This is a genomic window from Proteus vulgaris, assembly GCF_016647575.1.
In the GTDB taxonomy this organism is placed as follows: domain Bacteria; phylum Pseudomonadota; class Gammaproteobacteria; order Enterobacterales; family Enterobacteriaceae; genus Proteus; species Proteus mirabilis_B.
In genome coordinates this window covers 1677602-1699477 of the sequence record NZ_CP032663.1, presented here as the reverse complement: position 1 = coordinate 1699477, position 21876 = coordinate 1677602, and the positions used below count along the sequence as shown (strand labels likewise).

The following is a 21876-nucleotide window of genomic DNA, read 5'->3' as shown; positions in this document are numbered from 1 at the left end:
TTTTTATTTCATCTATATTCAGTACGTTACGACAAGTTCTCACTTTACCTCGCGAGGTTTGCACACAGTTATGTACGCATATTCATTTTATGAATAGCCATAGCATCACTGAGCCTTATCGCAACTCAGGGGGGATATTATCACAGACAGTAAAGATTTATACATTTATCTGCCTATATTTCCCCAAGAAAACACGAAATAGAAACGACAAAAAAATCTCACTCATCACATTGTATTAATTGACTCGATACTCGTTTCTCTATCTCTTTTTTATCATCTCTATTTTTGATGGCATGATTATATTCAAGATGTCGAAGTAAATAGCTAAAGCAGGTTTTTTCTTTGCCACGTTCATCAGCCAAATAATTATATCCTTTGCATTTATAATTACTTGTATTTACTAGATTATTATCCAGCAGCGCTAGAATTAAGTTCTTACTTCCATTACTAAAAATAAAGGTATTTATATCAAAAGGCATAACCCCTTTATCACAACCAGATGCAGATAATGTTGATGTATCCATAAGAATTTGAGTAAAGAGTTCAGGATTTTTTTTTCCTTCATCAACAACATATTTAATGTCATCTTCAATGATTGCAAAACCTAATTTAATAAAAGGATCATTCTTATCGAGATGTTTTTTAAGATATTGAGCATAATTTAATCGGTGATTTCTTAGTGCGTATATAAACTCTTTTCGATCAAAATTAATATAGTTTTTAAATTCAGGACGCTGTTGAAGAATATAGTCAATCTTTTTCGCATAATCATCAAAGGAGCCTGTATACATTAATCCTTCTTGAAAAGTTTGTATTATGGTATCGCCAAGTTCTTTTTTCTCTTCTTCTGGAAGAGTGCTATAAAATTCTTTATCGATAAATAAATCAACAACATTTTCATTCCATTCTGCTATTGAAAACTCTCTATCAAACAGCGGATAGTTAGTCGGTTTATAATATAGATAAAGAGATCCTTTCTTCTTATTTTGTTTTACACATTCAGTTAAAAACCAGAGTGATTTTTTATCAAATGTTTTTATCAAATCTGTGTTATAAAAAAATTCCACTTCAATGCTATAAGGATCAGGACAACGCCCTTTCCAAACTTTATCCAATGCTTCTAAATCACCTCTTTGTAACAGCTGAATAACTCTCTCTTTTTTATCTCCTATCATTTTTTGTGGAAAATAATATGAGTTATAAGCTAAGAATGACAATGTGAAGGCTATCCAATAGCCCACTATTTTAGGGTTTCTTTTTCTGACGATATGAAGATAAATAAATGGGAGACAGAAAAATAACAGACCTAGAAAAATAAATTGAGGATCATTGTTCTTAATAAGAGCAAGCTCTCCCTTTGAAACTAAAGTGGCATTAAAATAGAAAGCTATATTAATTAGTATTAAAATCAAAGAGAACAAGATGGATTTTTTTAGTGGAGGCTGGATATATTTTAATGCTGATATAACAACAAAAAAATAATAAACGGGGGCTAAATACAAAATGGCCATTGCAATAAAAAAGACAGCCATTATGAAAACAGCAATTTCACCACTCATAAGTATCCTTATTTTATATTAAGTAAATATACTTATTCTCACTCTAGTTTTAGTCCCATCCATCCTTGATGGATCAACGCCCTTCTCAAAAACTGGCTCTTCATGGCGTATTTAATATCTTTTTCATTCTTGAATACCTTACCGCAACTCAGGAGAACACTATCACAGACAGTAAGATCATATGCCTTTATCTGCTTGTGTTTCCTCAAAAAACGAAATAGAAACCATAATAAAATTTCACGCATCACATTGTGTTACTTGGCTTGATATCCTTTTTTCTAATTCTTTTTTATCTTCTTTATTTTTAATTATGTAATTGTAATCGAGGAATCTAAGCAGATAACTATAACATGTTTTTTCTCTGCCTAGATTACCTGCTAAATAGTTATAACCTATACATTGGTAATCCGTAATATTGACAAGGTTATTATCTAATAATGATGTAACTAGTTCTTTACTACCTGAACTAAATATAAAAATATTCATGTCAAAAGGTCTGTCACCATCTTCACATGACTTTAATGCTGTACTATCCGCGATAATTTGAGTAAATAATTTAGGTTCTTGCTTTGCAACACGAATGACATATTCAACATCATCATCAATAATTGCTAATCCTAATTTAACTGTGGGATCATTTACATCAAGGTGTTTTCTGAGGTAGTGAGCATATTTTAGATAGGAATTTCTCAGTGCGAGTTCAAATTCACTCTTATCAAAAACGATATAAGATTTGAATTCTGGCTGTTGTTGAAAAACATAATCTATTTTTTTAGTATAATTTTCAAAGTCACCTTCATAATTTAGATCACCTTGCAAGGTTCTTGAAATAGCCTTAGCAATCTCTTTCTTATCATTTTCTCGTAACGTATCATAAAACTCTTTACTGACAAATAATTCAATAATATTTTCATGCCATTCTGCCCATGAAAATTCATTATAGAATAACGGATAATTATCTGTCATAGACTCTCCGTTATAAGTAATACTCTGGTTACTTTTTTTAAAACACTCAGTTAAAAATAAAAGTGATTTTCTATCAAATGTTTTTATTAGTTCTTTGTTATTAAAAAATTCAAATTGAATACTATAACTATTAGGACATCGTCCTCCCCACACGGTCTCCAAAGCTTTTATGTTACCTTTTTGCAAATAAGAGATAATCTTGTTTTCTCTATCTCCCATCATTTTTTGTGGTAAATAATTTGCGTTATAAGCTAAAAATGACAATGTAAAAGCTATCCAATATCCTCTTATTTTAGGATTTCGTTTTCTAAAGATGTGAAGATAAAAAAAAGGAAGACAAAAATAGAACAGTCCTAGAAAGATAAACCTATGTTCGTTACTCTCTATAACATTGAGTTCACTAATTGGTATTAAATTTTTATTAGAGTAAAAAAGGATATTAAAAAAAATTATGGCCAACGATATCAAAACTGATTTTTTTAATGGTGGCTGAATAAATTTAAATGACGATTTAATGACAAAGAAATAATAAACAGGCATCAAATATAGAATAGCCATTCCGATAAAGATAATTCCAAGAATAATCAACGCGATTTCACCACTCATAAATATCCTTATTTTCATGTAAATATACTTAGCTGTATATCTAATTTTTAATTACTCTAATACTGGTAATAGTAATATTACATTTTTTCTCAGTTATCTGTGTTCTTCCTCGTATTTATTATCATTTAATGTATTTTTAGGTTTTTATTATTTTTTTCATAATAATTTTTTGTCTATCTCTATCGACCTTGAAAACTGTATTTTTATACAGTATCTTTAAGTCAACATATTCACTTGCAAAAAAGAGCCCTATTATGAAATTTGTTATCCACGAAAGTGTACCTACTGTTGAAGAATATTGTACTATGCGCCTAAAGGCTGGTTTATCTCCACGATCAGTAAAAACTGCCAGCATTGCGCTTCCAAACAGTTTATATGCTATTTCAATACGTTATAACAAAATATTAGTTGCTATGGGACGTGTGGTTGGTGATGGTGCTTGTAACTTTGAAGTCGTGGATATTGCCGTAGATCCTCATTATCAAGGACAAGGTCTTGGCCGACAGATAATGAAGTACATTGATGATTATCTGGCTTCCGCCACGTTTGAAGACTCTTATGTTTCGATGATTGCAGATAAACCTGAGTTTTATGAAAAATTAGGTTATCAACCCGTTGCTCCTAAAAGCCAAGGAATGACAAAGAAATTTCTAAAACAAAACGCTTAATCTTCTTATCTATAAAAATAGCCTCTGATATTAATCAAAGGCTATTTCCCTACCCTTTATAGACAAACTTTGCCTTTTTTATAGGATTTTATTACCATCAGTATCAATTAAGCGGAAACCGTGGCTTTAAAAATAACATTCTCTGGGGCGGGCCAGAACTTTCATTGTTAACATAAAGGTGTATAACGTGTTTTATCTAAAGCCCCGCCCTCGTAAGTTGGTTTATGCTATTACCTTCGAAACTCTTGCCATTTTATTAAGCACTGTTTTACTGGCAATATTAAGCCAAAGCCAATCACATAATTCACTTCCCGTTGCAATCGCTGTTTCTGTTATTGCTCTGATTTGGAATTATATTTTCAATTCTTTCTTTGAATTAATTGAGTCGAAATTAAAGATCAAAAAACGCACAGTCATGGTACGACTTACCCATGCAATAAGTTTTGAATTAGGTCTGTTCTTCTTTACCATTCCACTTTATATGTGGTGGTATAATGTAGGTTTTATCAAAGCGATAAGTATGGAAGTCACTATATTAGTGTTCTTCTTTATCTATACCTATTTATTTACGCTCGTTTTCGATAAATTATGTCCTCGTGTTTATTCGACAGAAAATAAAGTGGTGTAATGGCTTAATCCTGCCGATACTCAGTAGGACTTTTATTAAAGCATTGGCGAAATGCCTGACTAAATGCAGAGTGCGAGTCATACCCAACTGCTAGGGCAATATTTTCAATATTTACTGATGTGTATTTTAATAATTCAGCGGCTTTGCTAAGTCGCTGTTGAGTGACATATTGCATCACAGACACTCCCACTTCTGCTTTCATTTTTCGCTGTAATGTACTCGCTGATGTATTAAAAGCTAAAGCAATATCATGTGTTGTTAATGGTGTATGTAATTTATTCACTAGCCAAGTATCCAAACTATCGCGCCAACCTTTTTGTATTTCCATTTGAGCGAGTAATAAGCGCGTGATCGTGGAGTATTGATCTGGGGGTTGAGGGTATTGATGTAGCCATTCTAATAACCCAATCGCTGCCGGTGACAATGCAAATTGCCCACCTTTCTCACTTAATTGCCATTGCGAGGTTGCAGGAAGTTCTAGAATAAGATTTTTATTATCTATATTGCCTGAAAAGGCATGATGAATAGTTGGAGGGATAATCAAGCAGTTTTGATTAGAAATCAGAAAGTCTTCTCGATTGAAATTGACTTCCATCGAACCCGAAAGCCCAAAAATAATCTGCCATAAATTATCATGCTGATGAGATACCGTCTCTTGTGTATAACATCGCAAATGCAATTGAGGTAATAACAAAAGACACTCCTTTATATCTATCCTGCTATTGAATAATTACTATATCAAAACTCAGCAGAACATCACTATTTAAGAGTGTCTTATCAAGATACTTATTTAGGCCAGACGAGAACCATTTGGTAAAGGTAAGTTAAACTCAGCCAATACAATTGCTCCCGTTTCATCAGGTGCCCCTGTAATTAAAACTTCAGATTTTATACCTGCAATGCGTTTAACTGGGAAATTACATACACATAAAATACGACGGCCGACAAGTTCTTCGGGTGTATAATTTACCGTAATTTGAGCACTTGAACGCTTTATACCTAATTCGCCCAAATCGACTTCCATAACATAAGCAGGTTTATTAGCTTTCTTATTTATTTCTGCGCTAATAATCGTTCCTACTCTCATTTCTACACGTAGAAAATCGTCCCATTCAATTAAATCTGTCATCTTTTTACCAATCTATTGTGTTTTCTGTTATATCACTATTACTGGATTATAGATTAACACGCATTATGCTTGCTCACCTGTGGTAAGGCAGTCATTCTCTGTTGAGAAAGAATCACTCACATTCTTTTCTCTATTTTCATCATTCTGAATTTTGCCTACTTTTTAATAACCGTTTAAATAACCATATCAATTCATAAATTTGTTATGTATAAAAAGTATTCTTAAGAAACGCATTGTTATTAACAACCCCAGAGAATATTTATTATGAAAAAGATAACAGAGTGGACAACACTGGAAGGAAAACTTGTACGTTTAGTACCTCTTAGCATGGAACATTATTCCGAACTTTATGAGCTAATTGAAAAAGATAGACCCGATGAACTTTGGTATACCACCGTTCCTTCAGTAACAGAATTACAACGCGATATTGAGCATAAGCTTCAGTTACAACAAAAAGGGGTAATGTTGCCTTTTTCCATTATTTCTAAAGCTAATAACCGTGTGGTTGGCATAACAACCTTTATGAATATTGATAATCAAACACCAAGATTAGAAATTGGTTCAACATGGTATGCCAAAGAAGCACAAAGAACCGGAATAAACACAGAAGCTAAATATCTTTTACTTAAATATGCCTTAGAAGACTTGCAATGTATTGCTGTTGAATTTCGCACTCATATATTAAATCAGACTAGCCGTAGAGCGATTGAGCGACTTGGTGCAAAGCTGGATGGTATTTTGCGTAATCATAGATTAACAACAGATGGTCAAAAAAGAGATACTTGCGTTTATAGCATTACTGATTATGACTGGGGGGCAGTAAAAGTGCACTTAGAATGGCTTATGAAAAAATACTAATACACATTAAGAATATTATGAGGAAAATAACTTTTATCTCGTTTAATTTGTTATCATAATTACTCCTTAATTACCTGTTATTGGGAGCTTTTATATTCCATGCACTCTGTTTACCAGTTTTTTCAGGCTATCGGTCTTGGTCTTATTTTGCTTTTGCCTTTAACTAATCCATTAACGACTGTTGCTCTTTGGCTTGGCCTTTCAGGCAATATGACAAAGGAACAACGTAATCAGCAATCGTTAATGGCGTGTGTATATATTTTCGTCATTATGACCATCGCGTTCTATGCGGGGCGGATCATAATGACAACCTTTGGTATTTCTATCCCCGGCCTTCGTATTGCAGGCGGAATGATAGTTGCCTTTATTGGCTTTAGTATGTTGTTTCCAAATACACCTAATGTCGATGATCCTATTTCAGACGATAACAATCCACATCGTAATCCCAAAGAGCCTAATATTGCCTTTGTTCCTTTAGCAATGCCAAGTACAGCAGGTCCCGGAACGATTGCAATGATAATCAGTACAGCAGCGTCAATCCCATCACGTACTGATATTGCACAATGGGTATTATATATCGCCCCTGTGACAACCTTCTTTTTAATTAGCGTTATCGTTTGGGTATCACTTCGTGGCTCCACCAGCATTATGAAGTATTTAGGCCACAGTGGTATTGACGCTATTTCTCGCGTAATGGGATTTTTATTAATCTGTATGGGCGTTCAATTTATGATCAACGGTGTTCTTGAAATTATTGCTGATTTGCCTGCTTTATTAAAACAGGCTCAAGCAGCCGCTAATTTGCCAGATTAATTATCGCCCGCATGGTAAGCCGCTCTCACTTTTGCTAAATAGCGCGGCGCTTGAGAAGCCGGATGATTTTTTTCGACATAACGATAAAAATCATCCGCACTCATTGAATTAATTTTAGCGATAGCATTATTTCTATCTTTATCAAATGTTCTTAATAAAGCACCAGCGCCATTCACATAAGCAAGGATAGTGGCGTAATAAAGTGTTTCAGGATCGGCAATACCAACAAGGTGGCGTTCTCTTAATAATTGAATATAAGCTGTACCTAAATCGATATTAATAGCGGGATCTTTTAATTGAGCTGTTGTTGGTTGCCCTGCTTTACCCCTATTTTGGTAAACATCTCTTCCCGCAGTTGATGCTTTAATTTGCATTAATCCAACTGCATTTGATTTGCTAATAACTTCAGGTCTAAAGTTTGACTCAACTTGGATAATCGCCTTAATTAATGTTTCATCGACATCGTAACGGTTTGATGCTTGCTGTATATGGTTATCAAAAGGTGTTGATTTCCATTGTGCCGTTGAGATTGAAGCATTATTAACGCGGTTATTCACTGGTTTTTGGCTTAAAAAGCGTGATGTTTCTTTTTGAATAGGTTGACGAGCATGATCAGCACAACCAGCAAGAAGCAAAATTGCCAAAGAAAAGATGATTTTTACTTTCACGTTTTATCCTTTTGCATAAAGGGTTGTACAAGACATATTTATATATCAATGGGTTGTGGATATATTATTCTATTTTCACATAAAAATGCATGCTAAAATATGGCAAAGCGCGAGAAATAAATCAATCTATTACTACTTCTAGTGTGTGCGTTTTATCTCAAATCCATCCTATTTCCTGTTTTCCTCATAAAATCGCTCAATCAGAATATTTGTAATAAATTTAGAGAACTCCTTTCAAACGAATAATACGCATTAATACAATATAAGAGTGGCGTTTATAGATAACGATAAAAAGTATAGAAACATAATAATCATTAGCTTAATGGAGAAAAGTGAGCTTTTACTAATAATATAAATCACCTTTTACACAAATAGTTACGAACTATTGTTAATTTTTGTGACAAAAACCGACAATCTACTTAACATTTATTGGAATACATGTTGTTATCTTATTTCTAGTCGTTATCAAATGAAGCTTTTTACACAGAGATAACTTGACTTTTTTGAAATGATATTGATAATCATTATCAATTGAGAAAATAACTCTGCAACTATAAGGCAATAATAATATGGATATATTTCGCTCTGTACACAAACTTTCACTTACAGCTTTATGCCTTATGGCATCCGTATTTTTAACAGCACCTGCACAAGCAAAAGATAAACTAAAAGTTGTCACCACATTTACTATTATTCAAGATATCGCTCAAAATGTAGCTGGAGATGCTGCGATTGTTGAATCAATCACAAAACCCGGCGCTGAAATTCACGATTACCAACCCACTCCTAAAGATATTGTAAAAGCTCAAAAAGCAGATCTTATCTTATGGAATGGTTTAAACCTTGAACGTTGGTTTGAACGCTTTTTTAATGAATTACGTAACGTACCTGCTGTTGTTGTCACTGAAGGCATCACACCAATGGCAATCAGTGAAGGCGCTTACAAAAACAATCCTAATCCACACGCATGGATGTCACCGAATAATGCATTAATCTATATTGAAAATATTCGCAAAGCGCTTGTTGAACATGATCCCGACAATGCAGCTATTTATAATCAAAATGCGGCAAATTACGCAGAAAAAATTAAACAACTTGATGCACCATTAAGAGAAAGATTATCTCGTATCCCACAAGAAGAGCGTTGGTTAGTAACCAGTGAAGGTGCATTCAGCTATTTAACCAATGACTATGGCTTTAAAGAAGTTTATTTATGGCCAATTAATGCCGAAGAACAAGGCACACCACAACAGGTTAAATATGTGATTGATACAGTTAGAGAACACAAGATCCCTGTTGTCTTTAGCGAAAGTACAATTTCAGATAAACCCGCTAAACAAGTCAGCAAAGAGACTGGCGCAAAATACGGTGGTGTTCTTTATGTTGACTCACTTTCCGCTGAAGGTGGAGAGGTTCCTACTTATATTGATTTAATTACTATTACAGTAGATACAATTGCGAAAGGATTTGGGCAATGAGCAATGTAAAAGCTAATCCTACATTAACTGTTGATAATGCCACGGTTACTTACAATAACGGTCATACGGCTATTTTTGATGCAAGCTTCTCTATCACTGGTGGCACTATTTGTGCCCTAGTGGGCATCAATGGCAGTGGTAAATCCACACTATTTAAAACCATTATGGGGCTGGTAAAGCCCTCTAAAGGTAAAGTGACATTAAACGATAGCCCGATCCAACAGGCATTAAAACAAAATATGATCGCCTATGTTCCGCAAACAGAAGAAGTTGACTGGAATTTTCCCGTCCTCGTTTCTGATGTTGTGATGATGGGACGTTATGGAAAAATGGGCTTTTTTCGTATTCCTTCAAAACGCGATCATGAAGTTGTTGCAGCATCATTAGAACGCGTTGGCTTGTCAGGTTTAGGACATCGCCAAATTGGTGAGCTTTCAGGTGGTCAGAAAAAACGTGTTTTCTTAGCACGAGCAATGGCTCAAGAAGGTACTGTTTTATTACTTGATGAACCGTTTACTGGTGTCGATGTTAAAACAGAAAATGCCATCATCGAGCTTTTACGCAATTTACGCGAAGAAGGCCACTTAGTTTTAGTCTCAACGCATAATTTGGGTAGTGTTCCTGAGTTTTGTGACCACGTTATTTTGATCAATAGAACCGTGTTAGACAGTGGTCCAACTGAAACAACATTTACACAGAAAAACTTAGAACACGCATTCGGTGGTGTATTACGCCACATCAGCCTATCGGGTTCTGATCTTCATGATGATGACGATCCACGCTCACTCACTGTCATTACTGATGATGAACGTGCTGCCGTCTTCTATGGTCATCAAGAAGAACACACTCCAGCGCACCAAAGCCAGCGCAAACAGGGAGATTAGCCATGCTAGATTTACTCCTACAACCTTTTGAATATAACTATATGGTGAAAGCGATTTGGGTAAGTGCCTTAGTGGGTGCTGTCTGCGCTTTTCTTTCATCCTATCTAATTTTGAAAGGTTGGTCGTTAATGGGAGATGCCCTTTCCCACTCAGTTGTTCCCGGTGTTGCAGGGGCTTATATATTAGGTTTGCCTTATGCAGTCGGTGCCTTTTTTACGGGTTTGCTCGCTGCATTATCAATGACATTTATTCGTCATATCACACGCCTTCGTGAAGATGCCGTTATCGGCTTTATTTTCTCCACTTTTTTTGCCTTTGGTCTGTTGCTGGTTTCGCTTAAACCGACAGCCGTCAACGTTCAGACCATCATTCTCGGAAATATTTTAGGTATTGCTGATGAAGATGTATGGCAAGTTGTGATTATTACAGGTGTCTCTTTCTTAGTTTTATTTTGTATCTGGAAAGACTTGCTGGTGGTTTTCTTTGATGAAGTTCATGCAAAATCAATCGGCTTATCACCACTAAAATTAAAAATTATCTTTTTTACTCTTTTGAGCGCATGTACTGTTGCAGCTCTTCAAACTGTTGGTGCCATTCTTGTCATTGCTATGGTAGTAACCCCCGGAGCAACAGCTTATTTACTCACAGACCAATTTAAACGACTTGCAATTATTGCTATCTGTATTGGCACAATAACAAGTGCAGTAGGTGCTTATCTTAGCTATTTCTTTAATGGTGCAACAGGTGGCGTGATTGTCACAATGCAAACATCACTCTTTTTGTTGGCTTTCTTATTTGCACCTAAACACGGCATGTTAGCTGCTCGCCGTCGTGCTCGTCAGAGTTCACAACAGTTGATCACGCAATCTCATCAGCATAAAGGATCAACAAAACAAGAAGAGGTGAAACTATGAATGAGTTGATGGAATTTTTCATTGAGCCTTTTCAATATCCTTTTATGCAACGCGCTATTATTGCAGCCATTATTATAGGTATCGCCTGCGCTATTTTATCTTGTTATATGGTATTAAAAGGCTGGTCTTTAATGGGGGATGCTATCTCTCACGCCGTCTTACCTGGAGTCGTTCTTGCTTACGTCACCGCAATCCCATTAACCGTAGGTGCATTTCTTTCTGGACTATTTTGTTCTTTTGCCACGGGTTATTTAAAGGATCATAGTCGTATTAAAGAAGACACCGTGATGGGAATTGTATTCTCTGGCATGTTTGCAGTAGGTTTGGTCATTTTTGCCAGTGTCGATACCGACCAACATTTAATGCATATTTTATTTGGTAATATTTTAGGCATTACACCGGATGTATTAACTCAAATTAGTATTATCTGTGCAATCACCATCACTATTATGCTGGTTAAGCAAAAAGATTTTATGCTTTATTGCTTCGATCCTAACCAAGCAAGAATTGTCGGTTTACCTGTCACATTATTACACTATGGATTATTGTCTATTTTGGCATTAACCATCGTTGCCTCAATGCAGGCTGTTGGGATTATTTTAGTTGTCGCCATGCTTATTTCACCGGGGATCACCGCGTATTTATTAACACGCAGTTTTTCACGCATGATTATGTTAGCAATTGTATTTTCTGTTGCCTCTAGCGTTATAGGAACATTTATTAGTTTCCATATTGATGGAGCAACAGGCCCATGTATTGTGCTAACGCAAGCTGTGTTCTTTATTATTGCGCTACTCTGTAATCAGATTAAATTGGCAAAAATAAAGCGACAAACAAAACCCGCTAGCGCCTGATAATATTCTTTATCTTAGCAAAAACGGGATAATCATCCCGTTTTTTAGCTTTATACTTTATTGATTTAATTAAAGTGTTATTGTCATAGTATAAACATCGCTCGTTATTATTTTATTTGGGTCTACTAAGTAAACAACTTTGCGAGGTGTAAGTATGTGGCAGAATATAGGTCGTTTACTGGAATCAAACTTAGGATTTTCAGCAAAGATAAACGAAAAAATTCACCTTTCTAGTGGCGATATTCATCATACATGGAAAATTTATTATGGTGATACGCCTGTTTTTGTGAAATCCAACTTGCGTGAATTTCTGCCTAATTTTAAAAATGAAGCAGAACAACTCGAAATGTTGGCAAAAAGCCAAACAATTCGAACTCCTCGGGTTCTTGGTATTGGAAATAGTAAAGATGCCAGCTTCCTACTCCTTGAATTTTTGCCTGTTCAACCATTTACACCTCATAGCGCCTACTGTTTTGGGCAACAATTAGCAAGGCTACATCAGTGGGAAGATCAACCTAGCTATGGTTTTGATTTCGATACCCAAATCGATACCACTCCTCAACTCAATAGCTGGGAAAAACGCTGGAATCACTTTTATTCGGAAAAGCGTATTGGCTTTCAGCTACAACTGGCTTCTGAGAAAGGCATGATTTTTGGAGATATTGATGAGATCACTCAAATCATCAATCATCGCCTTGCTGATCATAATCCACAACCCTCCCTGCTTCACGGCAACTTATGGCCTAAAAACTGCGCTGCAATTGGTCAATCAGAAGGTACGGTGTTCGATCCTGCTTGTTATTGGGGAGATCGAGAGTGTGATATCGCGATGTTACCGCTTTGCACAGCAGTACCTGCAAATATTTTCGATGGCTATCAAAGTGTTTGGCCACTATCAGATAAGTTTTTATCACGTCAGCCTATTTACCAACTCTATTTCTTCCTTAACCGTTGCAATCTATTTGGAGGAGAAGAAAATTATTTAGAAGTCAGAAAAATAATTGATGACCTATTAGCAAAACCTTAATAGGAAACGAGTGAAGTCGTGCTGGGATAAAATACATAAACTAAAAATATAACCTCGCCAGATTCAGTTGTGCGAGGTTTATTTTTCCCTTTAGTTAATATAAATGAACCGTCCTCGTTCACTTTAAAGCAGTGTTACCATCCTAAGAATTTCATCAAGAAATAGCCTATTGCAATGACAATTAGAGGTGATAGATAAAGCACCATAATTTGCGTAAAGATAGTATGTCGAGGCAATTTGATATTTTGTTGCAATTCCTCAGCCGTCACACCACTTTTCATTGCGCGCTCGATAATCAGCTGATCTTGTATATTTTCTTTCAAGTATTTCACTTGGCGATAAATTCGTAATCCTGATGCACTAAATGCTAAGCCAACAAACATAAAAAGAAAGATAACAAAAAAAGTGATATTTTCTTGGCTAAATCCCATTTGTGTATTGGGGATAGGTGAATTTCGCCAGAAAAAATCTAAGAAAGGTGTATTAAATTGCACCATTTCCGCTAATACACGAAAAAAGTCATTAATTACGGCATTTACACCATCACCACTTGGGCGTTGTATTGCAGCCAATCCTGTCAATGATACGGCTGTCGAAATAAAGGCAGGAATAAAAATAAGCCAACCAAGTACACGCTTTAAAATGGCATACAATCCTGCATATTGATAACTCATCACATCCTCACTAGTAGAATTCGTCAATATTTATCTGTTTATCGTAGTCTAATTAACGGCTAATACGACAATAAATTAATAGTAGCTATTCTCTCTATTTATTTTACACAATAAATAAGAAACTGATTAAAAAGATTTTCTTTGTAACTCTTGCTACAATCGCCACTCGACAACATAGACCTTATTTATGGAGAGTAACATGTCTTTTAAATTCCCTATTGAAGCTGCAATATTTGATATGGATGGTTTATTAATCGACTCTGAACCATTTTGGCAGCAAGCAGAACATGAGGTCTTTGCTGAATTAGGCGTCGATTTATCCCTTGCATCGGCAATGCCCGATATGGTTGGGTTAAGAATAAACGAAGTCATTGATTTATGGTATAGAGCATCACCTTGGCAAGGCCTTTCAAAACAAGAAGCAAAACAAAAAATGGTTTCTCGTGTTGTCAAATTGGTCGAAGAAACAAAGCCACTATTACCGGGTGTCGAGCATGCTTTAGAGCTTTGCAAATCATCAGGGTTAAAAATTGCACTGGCATCCGCATCTCCTGACTTTATGCTTGAGCGTGTACTTGAGTTATTTAATATTCGTCATTACTTCTCTGCCGTCGTATCTGCTGATGAATTGCCACACAGCAAACCTCACCCAGAAGTTTATCTAAACGCAGCTAAAGCTCTTAATCTTGATCCTATCCACTGTGTTTCATTAGAAGATTCTCGTAATGGTATGATTGCTTGTAAAGGTGCAAGAATGCGCTCTATCGTTGTGCCAGCAACAGAACAATTTAATGATAAACAATGGGGCTTAGCTGATGTAAAAATTGCGTCACTCAACGAACTAACGCGACTGCATTTATTGGGCTAATTTCCATAAATGAAAAGGATATCCTGCTTTGTAAGATATCCTTTTTATTCTATTTTTAATGTTCACAGCTCTCCTCACTCTTTTTATCTTTAAGGCATCCACTTGTACATTTCGTTTAATGCCTACTTGCCTTTATCTGACTTTTCAGTTTTTTATCCTAAATTCGATCATTTTTAAATCAATCAAATAAAATATTCCTGTTATTCCTTAATATTTAAGGCAATTTTTATCTTTTTTGTCTGTTAGTTATCGTCAAAACCTTTTATACTTCATTACTGTATAAATGAACAGCAAACGAACAGACATGGAATGACAGCAGAAGGACATCTACTTTTTTCTGTAGCAACACTTGTGTTAGCGCAGAAGCTTGAAATAACGCCAGCTCTTGCTCATGGTGATTGGTTTCACATGATCCCTGCTGTCTTATTGGGCTCACTTCTACCTGACTTAGATCACCCAGGTTCTATTCTTGGGCGATTATTCCGTATTATCTCTCTACCTCTATCAAAACTCTGTGGTCATAGAGGCTTTACACATAGCTTGCTTGCATTTTGTGGTTTGGCTATTTTGTGGGAAACCCAAGTTTCACCACGTTGGGATATTTCTGCTGATATCTTCCATGCCCTTTTATTGGGCTATCTTAGCCATCTCATTGCCGATATGTTAACTCCCGCTGGCGTTCCTTTCTTATGGCCGTTAAAAATGCGCTTTGCATTACCTATTTTAGGCAAAAAGAATAATAAAAAAGGCGAGAGATTTATCTCTGTTTTGATCCTTGTTGGCGCACTTTTTTTACCTCCTCACCTTACTGTTACCCTGCCTTCGCAAGTCAACAACTGGTTACAGATGTACCACGATAAGCGCACTAATTTTTAACACCCCCTGACAAAACCCTACGTTTCTCTATCTATTTATAAATTCTTACATCTTTTTATGCCTACTTTCCTTGTCTTTATAACCAAACGATTATATAAAATAATAATTAATTATAAAAAGTTATTAACAATCCTGTTACCATATAACGAATTGGTGCTGTTATATCCTTTCTTATTACCTAAGAACTCATATCGCATACAATCGTCGAAATTATATAAATAAAGATCTCGTTGGAGAGTTAAGATGAATTTTCCGTTAATCATTAACGTACTCGTCTTTGTTGTGCTATTACTCATCTTGGCTAAATTAAGTCAACGTCAGTGGAGCCTTTCAAAGAAAGTTCTTGTTGGTTTAGTTTTTGGTGTTGCTTTTGGACTAGCACTACACGCATTCTATGACTCACACGATCCTATTATTAAAGAATCTATTCTTTGGTTTAATATCGTGGGTAATGGCTATGTACAGCTGTTACAAATGATCATTATGCCATTAGTCTTTGCCTCTATTCTTAGTGCCGTAGCTCGTTTACATCAAGCATCATCACTAGGAAAAATTAGTGGTCTCACTATTGGCACACTATTATTCACCACAGCTATTTCTGCCTTAATCGGTATTGTTATTGCTAATTTATTTGGCTTAACAGCAGAAGGCTTAGTGCAAGGTGAACAAGAAGCACAGCGCCTGATTGCGCTTGAACAAAATTATATGGGCAAAGTTTCTGACTTAACGATGCCACAGCTTATTTTGTCATTTATTCCTAAAAATCCATTTGCTGATTTAACAGGTGCAAGCTCAACATCGATTATTAGTGTTGTTATCTTTGCTACTTTCTTAGGTATGGCTGCACTGAAATTACTCAAAGAAGATCAGCCTCGTGGTGAGAAAGTTTTAGTCGCGATTGATTGCTTACAATCATGGATCATGAAGCTAGTTCGTATTGTTATGATGTTAACACCTTACGGTGTCATGGCTCTGATGACCAAAGTTGTTGCAAGCTCAAATATGCACGACATCATTCAATTAGGAAGCTTTGTTGTTGCCTCTTATGTTGCTATTGGCTTAATGTTTGTTGTTCATGGTTTACTGGTCAGCTTTACAGGTTTAAACCCGATTAAATTCTTCAAAAAAGCGGGACCTTTATTAGCATTTGCATTTACAAGCCGTTCAAGTGCTGCAAGTATTCCGTTAAATATTGAAACACAAATTAAGCGTGTGGGTGTACCAGAATCTATTGCAAGTTTCTCATCATCTTTTGGTACAACAATTGGTCAAAATGGTTGTGCGGGTATTTACCCTGCGATGTTAGCTGTGATGGTTGCACCTACTGTGGGCATTAACCCATTAGATCCAATGTGGATCGCAACTTTGGTTGCTATTGTGACTGTTAGCTCTGCGGGTGTTGCTGGTGTAGGTGGTGGTGCAACATTTGCAGCGCTTATCGTTTTACCTGCAATGGGCTTACCTGTGACATTAGTTGCTCTGTTAATCTCTGTAGAGCCGTTAATTGATATGGGACGTACAGCATTAAACGTTAGTGGTTCAATGACTGCGGGTACAATCACCAGTCAGATTATGGGACAAACCGATAAAGCCGTCTTCAACCAAGATGAAGAGACTGAACTTACAGTAAAATAAACTTTATCTACCTCTATTGATAAAGCCAGTTCATTTGATAAAGTGACCTCATAAAGTTGGACACTTTGGTTAAATAGCTTTCAAGGCCTGATTTCGATATTCAACCGAAATCAGGCCTTTTACTTTAGCTTTATACTGGCGAAAAAAAGACAGGAGATCTCATGCAAATAAGGCTTTATCAAGAAACCGACCGCTCTTCTCTTCGCTTGCTGTACCTAACTTCTCGACAATCCACATTCACTTGGTTAGATACATCCAACTACCAGTTGAATGATTTCGATAATTCAACACAAGATGAGGAAATTTGGGTAGCAGAAGAAGATGGTGTACTGATTGGATTTGTATCAATTTTTCGTGAAAATAATTTCATTCACAATTTATATGTCGACCCGAAACAACCACCACGCGGCATTGGTAGTGCGCTTTTAAAAGCCGCAGAAGCTACATTTACAGATATAGGTACGCTGAAATGTTTAGCGCGAAATGAAAAAGCACTGGCATTTTATCTCAAAAATGGTTGGCAGATCCTATCTACGGGGAAAGATGGAAAGGATGACTATTATCTAATGGGCTCACAAAAATAAAATTAACGAATACACTGAGTATTGCAATACCTAGTAAATTGAAGCCCAATAAAAGCCCTATAAATATAACAAGGTAAAGATCGTGCAAAAAATTATGCGCGTTTTGCGTAAACTCTATAAATATGAAAACAGTCAATATGATCCTGAACGCCAAGTCTCACTGTATCAGCTTGATATTCTTTCAGACAAAGAACGAAACTTGTTATCTGACGCCAATTGGCAACCTAATATTATAGAAAAATTTGCTGATCACGCTGATGTTATTACAAAACTAAATAGCTTAAAGGATAATCCATTCCTCACCCAAGAACGTTGCTTGAATGCTTTTATTGCGGGTGTCAGTGGCAGTTATCTTAGAGGTCGCTCTGTTTTAGGCGCTTTTCATAAACTACAAAATTTGCCATTACACGATTATGAAGAGAAACCTCAATATGCCTGCTGTTGGGTTTGTAGTGACAGCGATCAGCAAAAACATATTAATGACAGTTATTTTCAATATTGTCTCTATTACGGTAATTCTTATACAGGCAATCCCTCTTACGCTTACTTGAATTTAAAACATCTACTCACTGTCGCACCTGTTAGCCCAACACCAGCAGATAAAGAGATCTTCAAGCAATTACTCCAGTTATTACGTCATGCGCCTGAAGATGAGACACCGGGTAAATTTGAAAAGCGGTTAAATGAGGCTAAATTAATTTCTGGTGATAGATATACCAAACGAGGCGTTTTGCACTCACTTGCCTTAATTGGTGTTATTCCTAATGCCTATATTCCATTATCTTTGGATCATTGGGCTAATTTCGGCGATATTACTATTGCAGAAAATCAACTTAATAACACAAAAGGTCGCTCTGATATGGAAATGCCGTGGGCGGGCTGGAAAGGCAATCTGAAAATTGATGAAGAAAAAGTGGCGATATACTTTGGCGAATATTTAGATTAAACATCCTGTTCTTTATAAATAGAAAGCGCCCAATACTTTCATATCGAGCGCTTTCATTTGAGAGTTCGCGATTAAACTTTCAACCTTATTTCAGATACTCACCGTTACGTAGCGCTTCAATACGCTTATCTAATGGTGGGTGAGATAAAAATAGCTCGCTGAATGACTTATTACGGCCATTAATACAGAAAGCCATCATGCTACTTTCTTCTTGTGGCTCGTAACTTGTTTTCAAACGTTGCAATGCCGCTATCATTTTCTCACGACCGACAAGCTTTGCAGAGCCTGCATCTGCATGGAATTCACGATAACGTGAGAACCACATTGTAATAATGCTGGCAAGAATACCGAATACAATTTCCAGAACCATTGAAACACCCATATATACCCACGGGTTTCCATTGCTATTTTCGCTCTCTTCATCATTAGAGATAAAGTTGGCAACGAATTGGGCAATGATACGAGAAATAAAGATAACGAAGGTATTCACAACACCTTGCAGCAAGGTCATGGTTATCATATCACCATTAGCAACGTGGCTAATTTCGTGAGCAATAACCGCTTCTGCTTCATCACGGCTCATACTGGCTAACAAACCGGTACTCACAGCCACCAGCGATGCATCACGACGAGCACCTGTCGCAAACGCATTAATATCAGGCGCATCATAAATAGCCACTTGTGGCATTTTAATACCGACTTGTTCAGATTGGCGTCTTACTGTATCTAATAACCAGCGCTCTACTTCTGAAGTTGGGTTTTCAATAACTTGACCACCTACTGAACGTAATGCCATCCATTTTGACATTAATAGTGAAATAAATGCGCCACCAAAGCCAAATAAGCCCGCCATGATCATCAAGCCTTGAACACTACGACCTTGTATACCTGTTAAAGATAAGATGATCCCAAAAACAAACATAACGGCTAAGTTTGTTAACAGGAATAAAGCAATTCTCATCATATTGATACTGTTCCTATTTTATCTAATTATCACATTGCAAAAACTGTCTTATAAATAAGGCTTTTTTAGATTTTATCAAGCCTTTTAACTTATTTAATATTAAAAACGATATAACTTTACATTTTGATAAAAAAAATAGCCAGTGAACACCTAATATTAGGCATCATTTAAAACTTAAGTATAAAGTGGGATTGATAATAGATGATGTGATTTTTCTGTTTTGTAAAACTGAAGGGATTACTCAGGAATGGTTTGTATCGTTTAATATAGTGGCAATGGGCTTATCATAAAAAATCATAACTCACGCGACGCGAACACCGGTAGAGTAACTGTCTCTGTATTTTTATGCACGACTTACAACGTATGCAAGTCGTGCATCTGATATAAGCAATAACAGTTAACGCTATAAATTACATTTTGAAACGATATGTAGTTGTCATAGAGCCTGATAATGAGTGAGCTCGTTGTGAGTGACCATCATAAAGTTTTGGTGTGGTATAGTCGTTTTCTTGCTGGTGGTGCCAGCCAATACCACCGCTTAAGGAAACAGAAAGATTTTTGGTTGGCTTCCAATAACTAAATAAACCAAACTGTCCTTGTTTTAATCTTTCACCAGAATAGCTGAATTCACTATAGTTAGTACGCGCACCAACAGACAATTCCTCGTTAACTTTATATGCTGCTTCTAATGCACCCATAACCTCACCATCACGTACATAGTCAATATCTGCGTAAGCTGGTGAGTTAAAGCGTCCACGGGTATTACCAATTGGGTTACGAGCGAATTGACCAACACCATTAGCTTTTTCAGCATCGGTATAAGTCACACCAGTACGAATTGTCCATGGAGACTCTGGAATGCGCCATTCCATAGTACCTGCAAAGTGCCATGCATCATTATCAAAGTTACGTTTGCCTTTATTGGCATCACTTAATGTACGTTTACCATCACTACCGTAATCGTGATAATAAACAACACCACCAATAGTCACATCTGAGGTTAATTTATATTTTGCTTCTAAACCGTGTTGACGGAATACATCATCCGCTTGACCATAGAAATAAAATACTTTTAACGGTTTAGAGTTGTAGTTAATACCACCAGTAAGGACATGGTCGATATTATGTCTAACGCCATTACCATCACTGAAATACATTCTGTCGATATTTGGGCTATCACGACGCATTACTTTACCGTCAAGGAACAGTAAATCTAAGTTCCAATCGCCCAGTGCTGTATTGGTTGCATAACCATTGTAGCTGTTTAATGACAGACGCTGTGAGTTAGTAAAAATACCCGTATTTTTCAGAGTAAACCAACCTGCTTTACCATTAATCATTACAGGATCTAAATCGAATTTAACTTTTGCAAAACGCTGACCAATTTTGTTATAGCCTTTTGCTTCGCCATCATCATTAAATAAGATTGCACGAGAGGCGAAGTCTTTACTTGCGCCTAATTTGATACCACCATAATAAGAGACATCAAATCCTAGAATGCCACCTAAATAACCTGATTTGAAATCAGCTTGGAAGTTTTGACCCCAAGCATTAGCAACTTGTTTTCTGTAACGCTGCTCATTTTTATCAAAGCGGTTTTCAGTTTTTAAGTATTTCCACATATTAATTGTAGAGAGCTCAAGTTCTGAATCTGAAATAAATGCGCTTTCTTTAATTGAGTTTTCCCAATTCGCAGCATTAGCAGCGCCTACCGCTAAAAAACAAGGAGACAGCATAAACAATACTAATTTTTTTACTTTCATCTTAATGCAACCTGGTTAATAAATATTTGAATTAAGTTATGCTGATTTATACTCAGCAAGTTTAATAAAGCACCATTTCTTTATTTAGCTAAAAAATAACCTTTGATTAAATTTATAGTTGCACCAATTTCAAGCAATAGAGTCATTTTTTGGCATAAAAAATCCAATATGGATATCTCACCATATTTATATTTACTTATTTTTTCGTAATAAAATCCTATAAGCAAATTGTAGATTATTTGCCTTTAGTCATGATCCCTTACGTAGAGAACCTTACTCTGAAAATATAATATTTCAGTTATGACATGTTGCTCTAAAAATACATTTTGAACTCATAGAATAAAGATAACTCATCATTTAGGTAAGATTTTAGCTAACGCGCCAATAATCAAAAATGACGCAAATATTTCATAATCTGTATACTATAGTAATCTTATGTCAATTTAAGAGATCATTGTCACAACATGTTACATTTATTGCAATAGACATGCCATCAAATGAGATCTTAATCACA

Annotated in this window: 22 protein-coding genes; 14 read left to right on the top strand and 8 right to left on the bottom strand. The window is 36.0% G+C overall.

Translation table 11 applies throughout. The features are described 5' to 3' along the window. Window positions 1-218: 218 nt before the first annotated feature. Together D7029_RS07895 and D7029_RS07890 are read right to left on the bottom strand one after the other, a co-directional pair. Window positions 219-1559 (bottom strand): hypothetical protein, encoded by a 1341-nt coding sequence (locus D7029_RS07895; RefSeq protein ID WP_194952351.1) that lies wholly within the window; start codon window positions 1557-1559, stop codon window positions 219-221. A gap of 237 nt (window positions 1560-1796) precedes the next feature. Then, entirely contained in the window at window positions 1797-3131 is a 1335-nt protein-coding gene (locus D7029_RS07890) for a hypothetical protein (protein ID WP_194952350.1), read from the bottom strand. Between the two features lie 254 nt (window positions 3132-3385). On the opposite strand from D7029_RS07890, the gene D7029_RS07885 reads away from it, so the two are divergent. After that, complete coding sequence (locus D7029_RS07885) at window positions 3386-3799, top strand: GNAT family N-acetyltransferase (RefSeq protein WP_194952349.1); 414 nt, start codon at window positions 3386-3388, stop codon at window positions 3797-3799. 187 nt (window positions 3800-3986) lie between these two features. After that, window positions 3987-4427 carry a PACE efflux transporter gene (locus D7029_RS07880; RefSeq protein ID WP_194952348.1) on the top strand — a complete coding sequence of 147 codons (441 nt, stop codon included), beginning with the start codon at window positions 3987-3989 and terminating at the stop codon, window positions 4425-4427. Between the two features lie 4 nt (window positions 4428-4431). On the opposite strand, the gene D7029_RS07875 is transcribed toward D7029_RS07880, so the two are convergent. Continuing rightward, window positions 4432-5121 (bottom strand): AraC family transcriptional regulator, encoded by a 690-nt coding sequence (locus tag D7029_RS07875; RefSeq protein WP_194952347.1) that lies wholly within the window; start codon window positions 5119-5121, stop codon window positions 4432-4434. Between the two features lie 96 nt (window positions 5122-5217). Beyond that, entirely contained in the window at window positions 5218-5556 is a 339-nt protein-coding gene (locus D7029_RS07870; protein WP_088495790.1) for a tRNA-binding protein, read from the bottom strand. 264 nt (window positions 5557-5820) lie between these two features. Between D7029_RS07870 and D7029_RS07865 the strand changes: the two genes are divergently transcribed. Together D7029_RS07865 and D7029_RS07860 are read left to right on the top strand one after the other, a co-directional pair. After that, window positions 5821-6414: a GNAT family N-acetyltransferase gene (locus D7029_RS07865; protein ID WP_194952346.1), complete on the top strand. Its 594-nt coding sequence runs from the start codon at window positions 5821-5823 to the stop codon at window positions 6412-6414. 99 nt (window positions 6415-6513) lie between these two features. After that, complete coding sequence (locus D7029_RS07860; RefSeq protein WP_194952345.1) at window positions 6514-7227, top strand: MarC family NAAT transporter; 714 nt, start codon at window positions 6514-6516, stop codon at window positions 7225-7227. Here the strand turns inward: D7029_RS07860 and D7029_RS07855 are convergent. Next, complete coding sequence (locus D7029_RS07855) at window positions 7224-7895, bottom strand: transglycosylase SLT domain-containing protein (protein WP_088495793.1); 672 nt, start codon at window positions 7893-7895, stop codon at window positions 7224-7226. The two genes, D7029_RS07860 and D7029_RS07855, sit on opposite strands and share 4 nt — an antisense overlap. Window positions 7896-8515: 620 nt before the next feature. On the opposite strand from D7029_RS07855, the gene D7029_RS07850 reads away from it, so the two are divergent. The 5 genes from D7029_RS07850 (at window position 8516) to D7029_RS07830 (ending at window position 13052) form a co-directional block, all read left to right on the top strand. After that, window positions 8516-9373 (top strand): metal ABC transporter substrate-binding protein, encoded by an 858-nt coding sequence (locus D7029_RS07850; protein WP_228766776.1) that lies wholly within the window; start codon window positions 8516-8518, stop codon window positions 9371-9373. Next, window positions 9370-10257, top strand: coding sequence for a manganese/iron ABC transporter ATP-binding protein (locus D7029_RS07845; RefSeq protein ID WP_194952343.1), 888 nt, complete (start codon window positions 9370-9372; stop codon window positions 10255-10257). Before D7029_RS07850 ends, D7029_RS07845 begins: the two co-directional genes overlap by 4 nt. A gap of 2 nt (window positions 10258-10259) precedes the next feature. Continuing rightward, on the top strand, window positions 10260-11171 hold the full coding sequence (locus tag D7029_RS07840) for a metal ABC transporter permease (protein WP_194952342.1): 912 nt from the start codon (window positions 10260-10262) through the stop codon (window positions 11169-11171). Continuing rightward, complete coding sequence (locus D7029_RS07835; RefSeq protein ID WP_194952341.1) at window positions 11168-12025, top strand: metal ABC transporter permease; 858 nt, start codon at window positions 11168-11170, stop codon at window positions 12023-12025. Before D7029_RS07840 ends, D7029_RS07835 begins: the two co-directional genes overlap by 4 nt. A 154-nt stretch (window positions 12026-12179) precedes the next feature. Further along, window positions 12180-13052 (top strand): fructosamine kinase family protein, encoded by an 873-nt coding sequence (locus D7029_RS07830; RefSeq protein WP_194952340.1) that lies wholly within the window; start codon window positions 12180-12182, stop codon window positions 13050-13052. Window positions 13053-13186: 134 nt separating this feature from the next. Here the strand turns inward: D7029_RS07830 and D7029_RS07825 are convergent, their stop codons facing one another. Further along, on the bottom strand, window positions 13187-13726 hold the full coding sequence (locus tag D7029_RS07825) for a YniB family protein (protein ID WP_194952339.1): 540 nt from the start codon (window positions 13724-13726) through the stop codon (window positions 13187-13189). Window positions 13727-13925: 199 nt separating this feature from the next. Between D7029_RS07825 and hxpB the strand changes: the two genes are divergently transcribed. The 5 genes from hxpB to D7029_RS07800 all read left to right on the top strand — a co-directional run bounded on the left by hxpB (window position 13926) and on the right by D7029_RS07800 (window position 18635). Further along, on the top strand, window positions 13926-14594 hold the full coding sequence (hxpB, locus tag D7029_RS07820; protein ID WP_194952338.1) for a hexitol phosphatase HxpB: 669 nt from the start codon (window positions 13926-13928) through the stop codon (window positions 14592-14594). Window positions 14595-14903: 309 nt separating this feature from the next. After that, the gene (locus D7029_RS07815; RefSeq protein ID WP_098943147.1) at window positions 14904-15470 is read left to right on the top strand and encodes a metal-dependent hydrolase; all 567 of its coding nucleotides are present in this window, start codon (window positions 14904-14906) and stop codon (window positions 15468-15470) included. A gap of 243 nt (window positions 15471-15713) precedes the next feature. Then, the gene (locus tag D7029_RS07810) at window positions 15714-17105 is read left to right on the top strand and encodes an L-cystine transporter (RefSeq protein ID WP_023582401.1); all 1392 of its coding nucleotides are present in this window, start codon (window positions 15714-15716) and stop codon (window positions 17103-17105) included. Between the two features lie 161 nt (window positions 17106-17266). After that, entirely contained in the window at window positions 17267-17689 is a 423-nt protein-coding gene (locus D7029_RS07805; protein ID WP_194952337.1) for a GNAT family N-acetyltransferase, read from the top strand. Between the two features lie 82 nt (window positions 17690-17771). Next, window positions 17772-18635: a hypothetical protein gene (locus D7029_RS07800; protein WP_228766749.1), complete on the top strand. Its 864-nt coding sequence runs from the start codon at window positions 17772-17774 to the stop codon at window positions 18633-18635. Window positions 18636-18720: 85 nt separating this feature from the next. On the opposite strand, the gene htpX is transcribed toward D7029_RS07800, so the two are convergent. Together htpX and D7029_RS07790 are read right to left on the bottom strand one after the other, a co-directional pair. After that, window positions 18721-19599 (bottom strand): protease HtpX, encoded by an 879-nt coding sequence (gene htpX / locus D7029_RS07795; RefSeq protein ID WP_088495802.1) that lies wholly within the window; start codon window positions 19597-19599, stop codon window positions 18721-18723. Window positions 19600-20009: 410 nt separating this feature from the next. Beyond that, entirely contained in the window at window positions 20010-21362 is a 1353-nt protein-coding gene (locus tag D7029_RS07790) for an OprD family outer membrane porin (RefSeq protein ID WP_194952336.1), read from the bottom strand. Between the last annotated feature and the right edge of the window lie 514 nt (window positions 21363-21876).

Bases quoted from the DNA above. Each gene is read 5' to 3' on its own strand.
- D7029_RS07895 (WP_194952351.1), bottom strand. From the start codon at position 1,559: ATGAGTGGTGAAATTGCTGTTTTCATAATGGCTGTCTTTTTTATTGCA.
- D7029_RS07890 (WP_194952350.1), bottom strand. From the start codon at position 3,131: ATGAGTGGTGAAATCGCGTTGATTATTCTTGGAATTATCTTTATCGGA.
- D7029_RS07885 (WP_194952349.1), top strand. From the start codon at position 3,386: ATGAAATTTGTTATCCACGAAAGTGTACCTACTGTTGAAGAATATTGT.
- D7029_RS07870 (WP_088495790.1), bottom strand. From the start codon at position 5,556: ATGACAGATTTAATTGAATGGGACGATTTTCTACGTGTAGAAATGAGA.
- D7029_RS07865 (WP_194952346.1), top strand. From the start codon at position 5,821: ATGAAAAAGATAACAGAGTGGACAACACTGGAAGGAAAACTTGTACGT.
- D7029_RS07860 (WP_194952345.1), top strand. From the start codon at position 6,514: ATGCACTCTGTTTACCAGTTTTTTCAGGCTATCGGTCTTGGTCTTATT.
- D7029_RS07850 (WP_228766776.1), top strand. From the start codon at position 8,516: ATGGCATCCGTATTTTTAACAGCACCTGCACAAGCAAAAGATAAACTA.
- D7029_RS07845 (WP_194952343.1), top strand. From the start codon at position 9,370: ATGAGCAATGTAAAAGCTAATCCTACATTAACTGTTGATAATGCCACG.
- D7029_RS07840 (WP_194952342.1), top strand. From the start codon at position 10,260: ATGCTAGATTTACTCCTACAACCTTTTGAATATAACTATATGGTGAAA.
- D7029_RS07835 (WP_194952341.1), top strand. From the start codon at position 11,168: ATGAATGAGTTGATGGAATTTTTCATTGAGCCTTTTCAATATCCTTTT.
- D7029_RS07830 (WP_194952340.1), top strand. From the start codon at position 12,180: ATGTGGCAGAATATAGGTCGTTTACTGGAATCAAACTTAGGATTTTCA.
- D7029_RS07825 (WP_194952339.1), bottom strand. From the start codon at position 13,726: ATGAGTTATCAATATGCAGGATTGTATGCCATTTTAAAGCGTGTACTT.
- hxpB (WP_194952338.1), top strand. From the start codon at position 13,926: ATGTCTTTTAAATTCCCTATTGAAGCTGCAATATTTGATATGGATGGT.
- D7029_RS07815 (WP_098943147.1), top strand. From the start codon at position 14,904: ATGACAGCAGAAGGACATCTACTTTTTTCTGTAGCAACACTTGTGTTA.
- D7029_RS07810 (WP_023582401.1), top strand. From the start codon at position 15,714: ATGAATTTTCCGTTAATCATTAACGTACTCGTCTTTGTTGTGCTATTA.
- D7029_RS07805 (WP_194952337.1), top strand. From the start codon at position 17,267: ATGCAAATAAGGCTTTATCAAGAAACCGACCGCTCTTCTCTTCGCTTG.
- htpX (WP_088495802.1), bottom strand. From the start codon at position 19,599: ATGATGAGAATTGCTTTATTCCTGTTAACAAACTTAGCCGTTATGTTT.
- D7029_RS07790 (WP_194952336.1), bottom strand. From the start codon at position 21,362: ATGAAAGTAAAAAAATTAGTATTGTTTATGCTGTCTCCTTGTTTTTTA.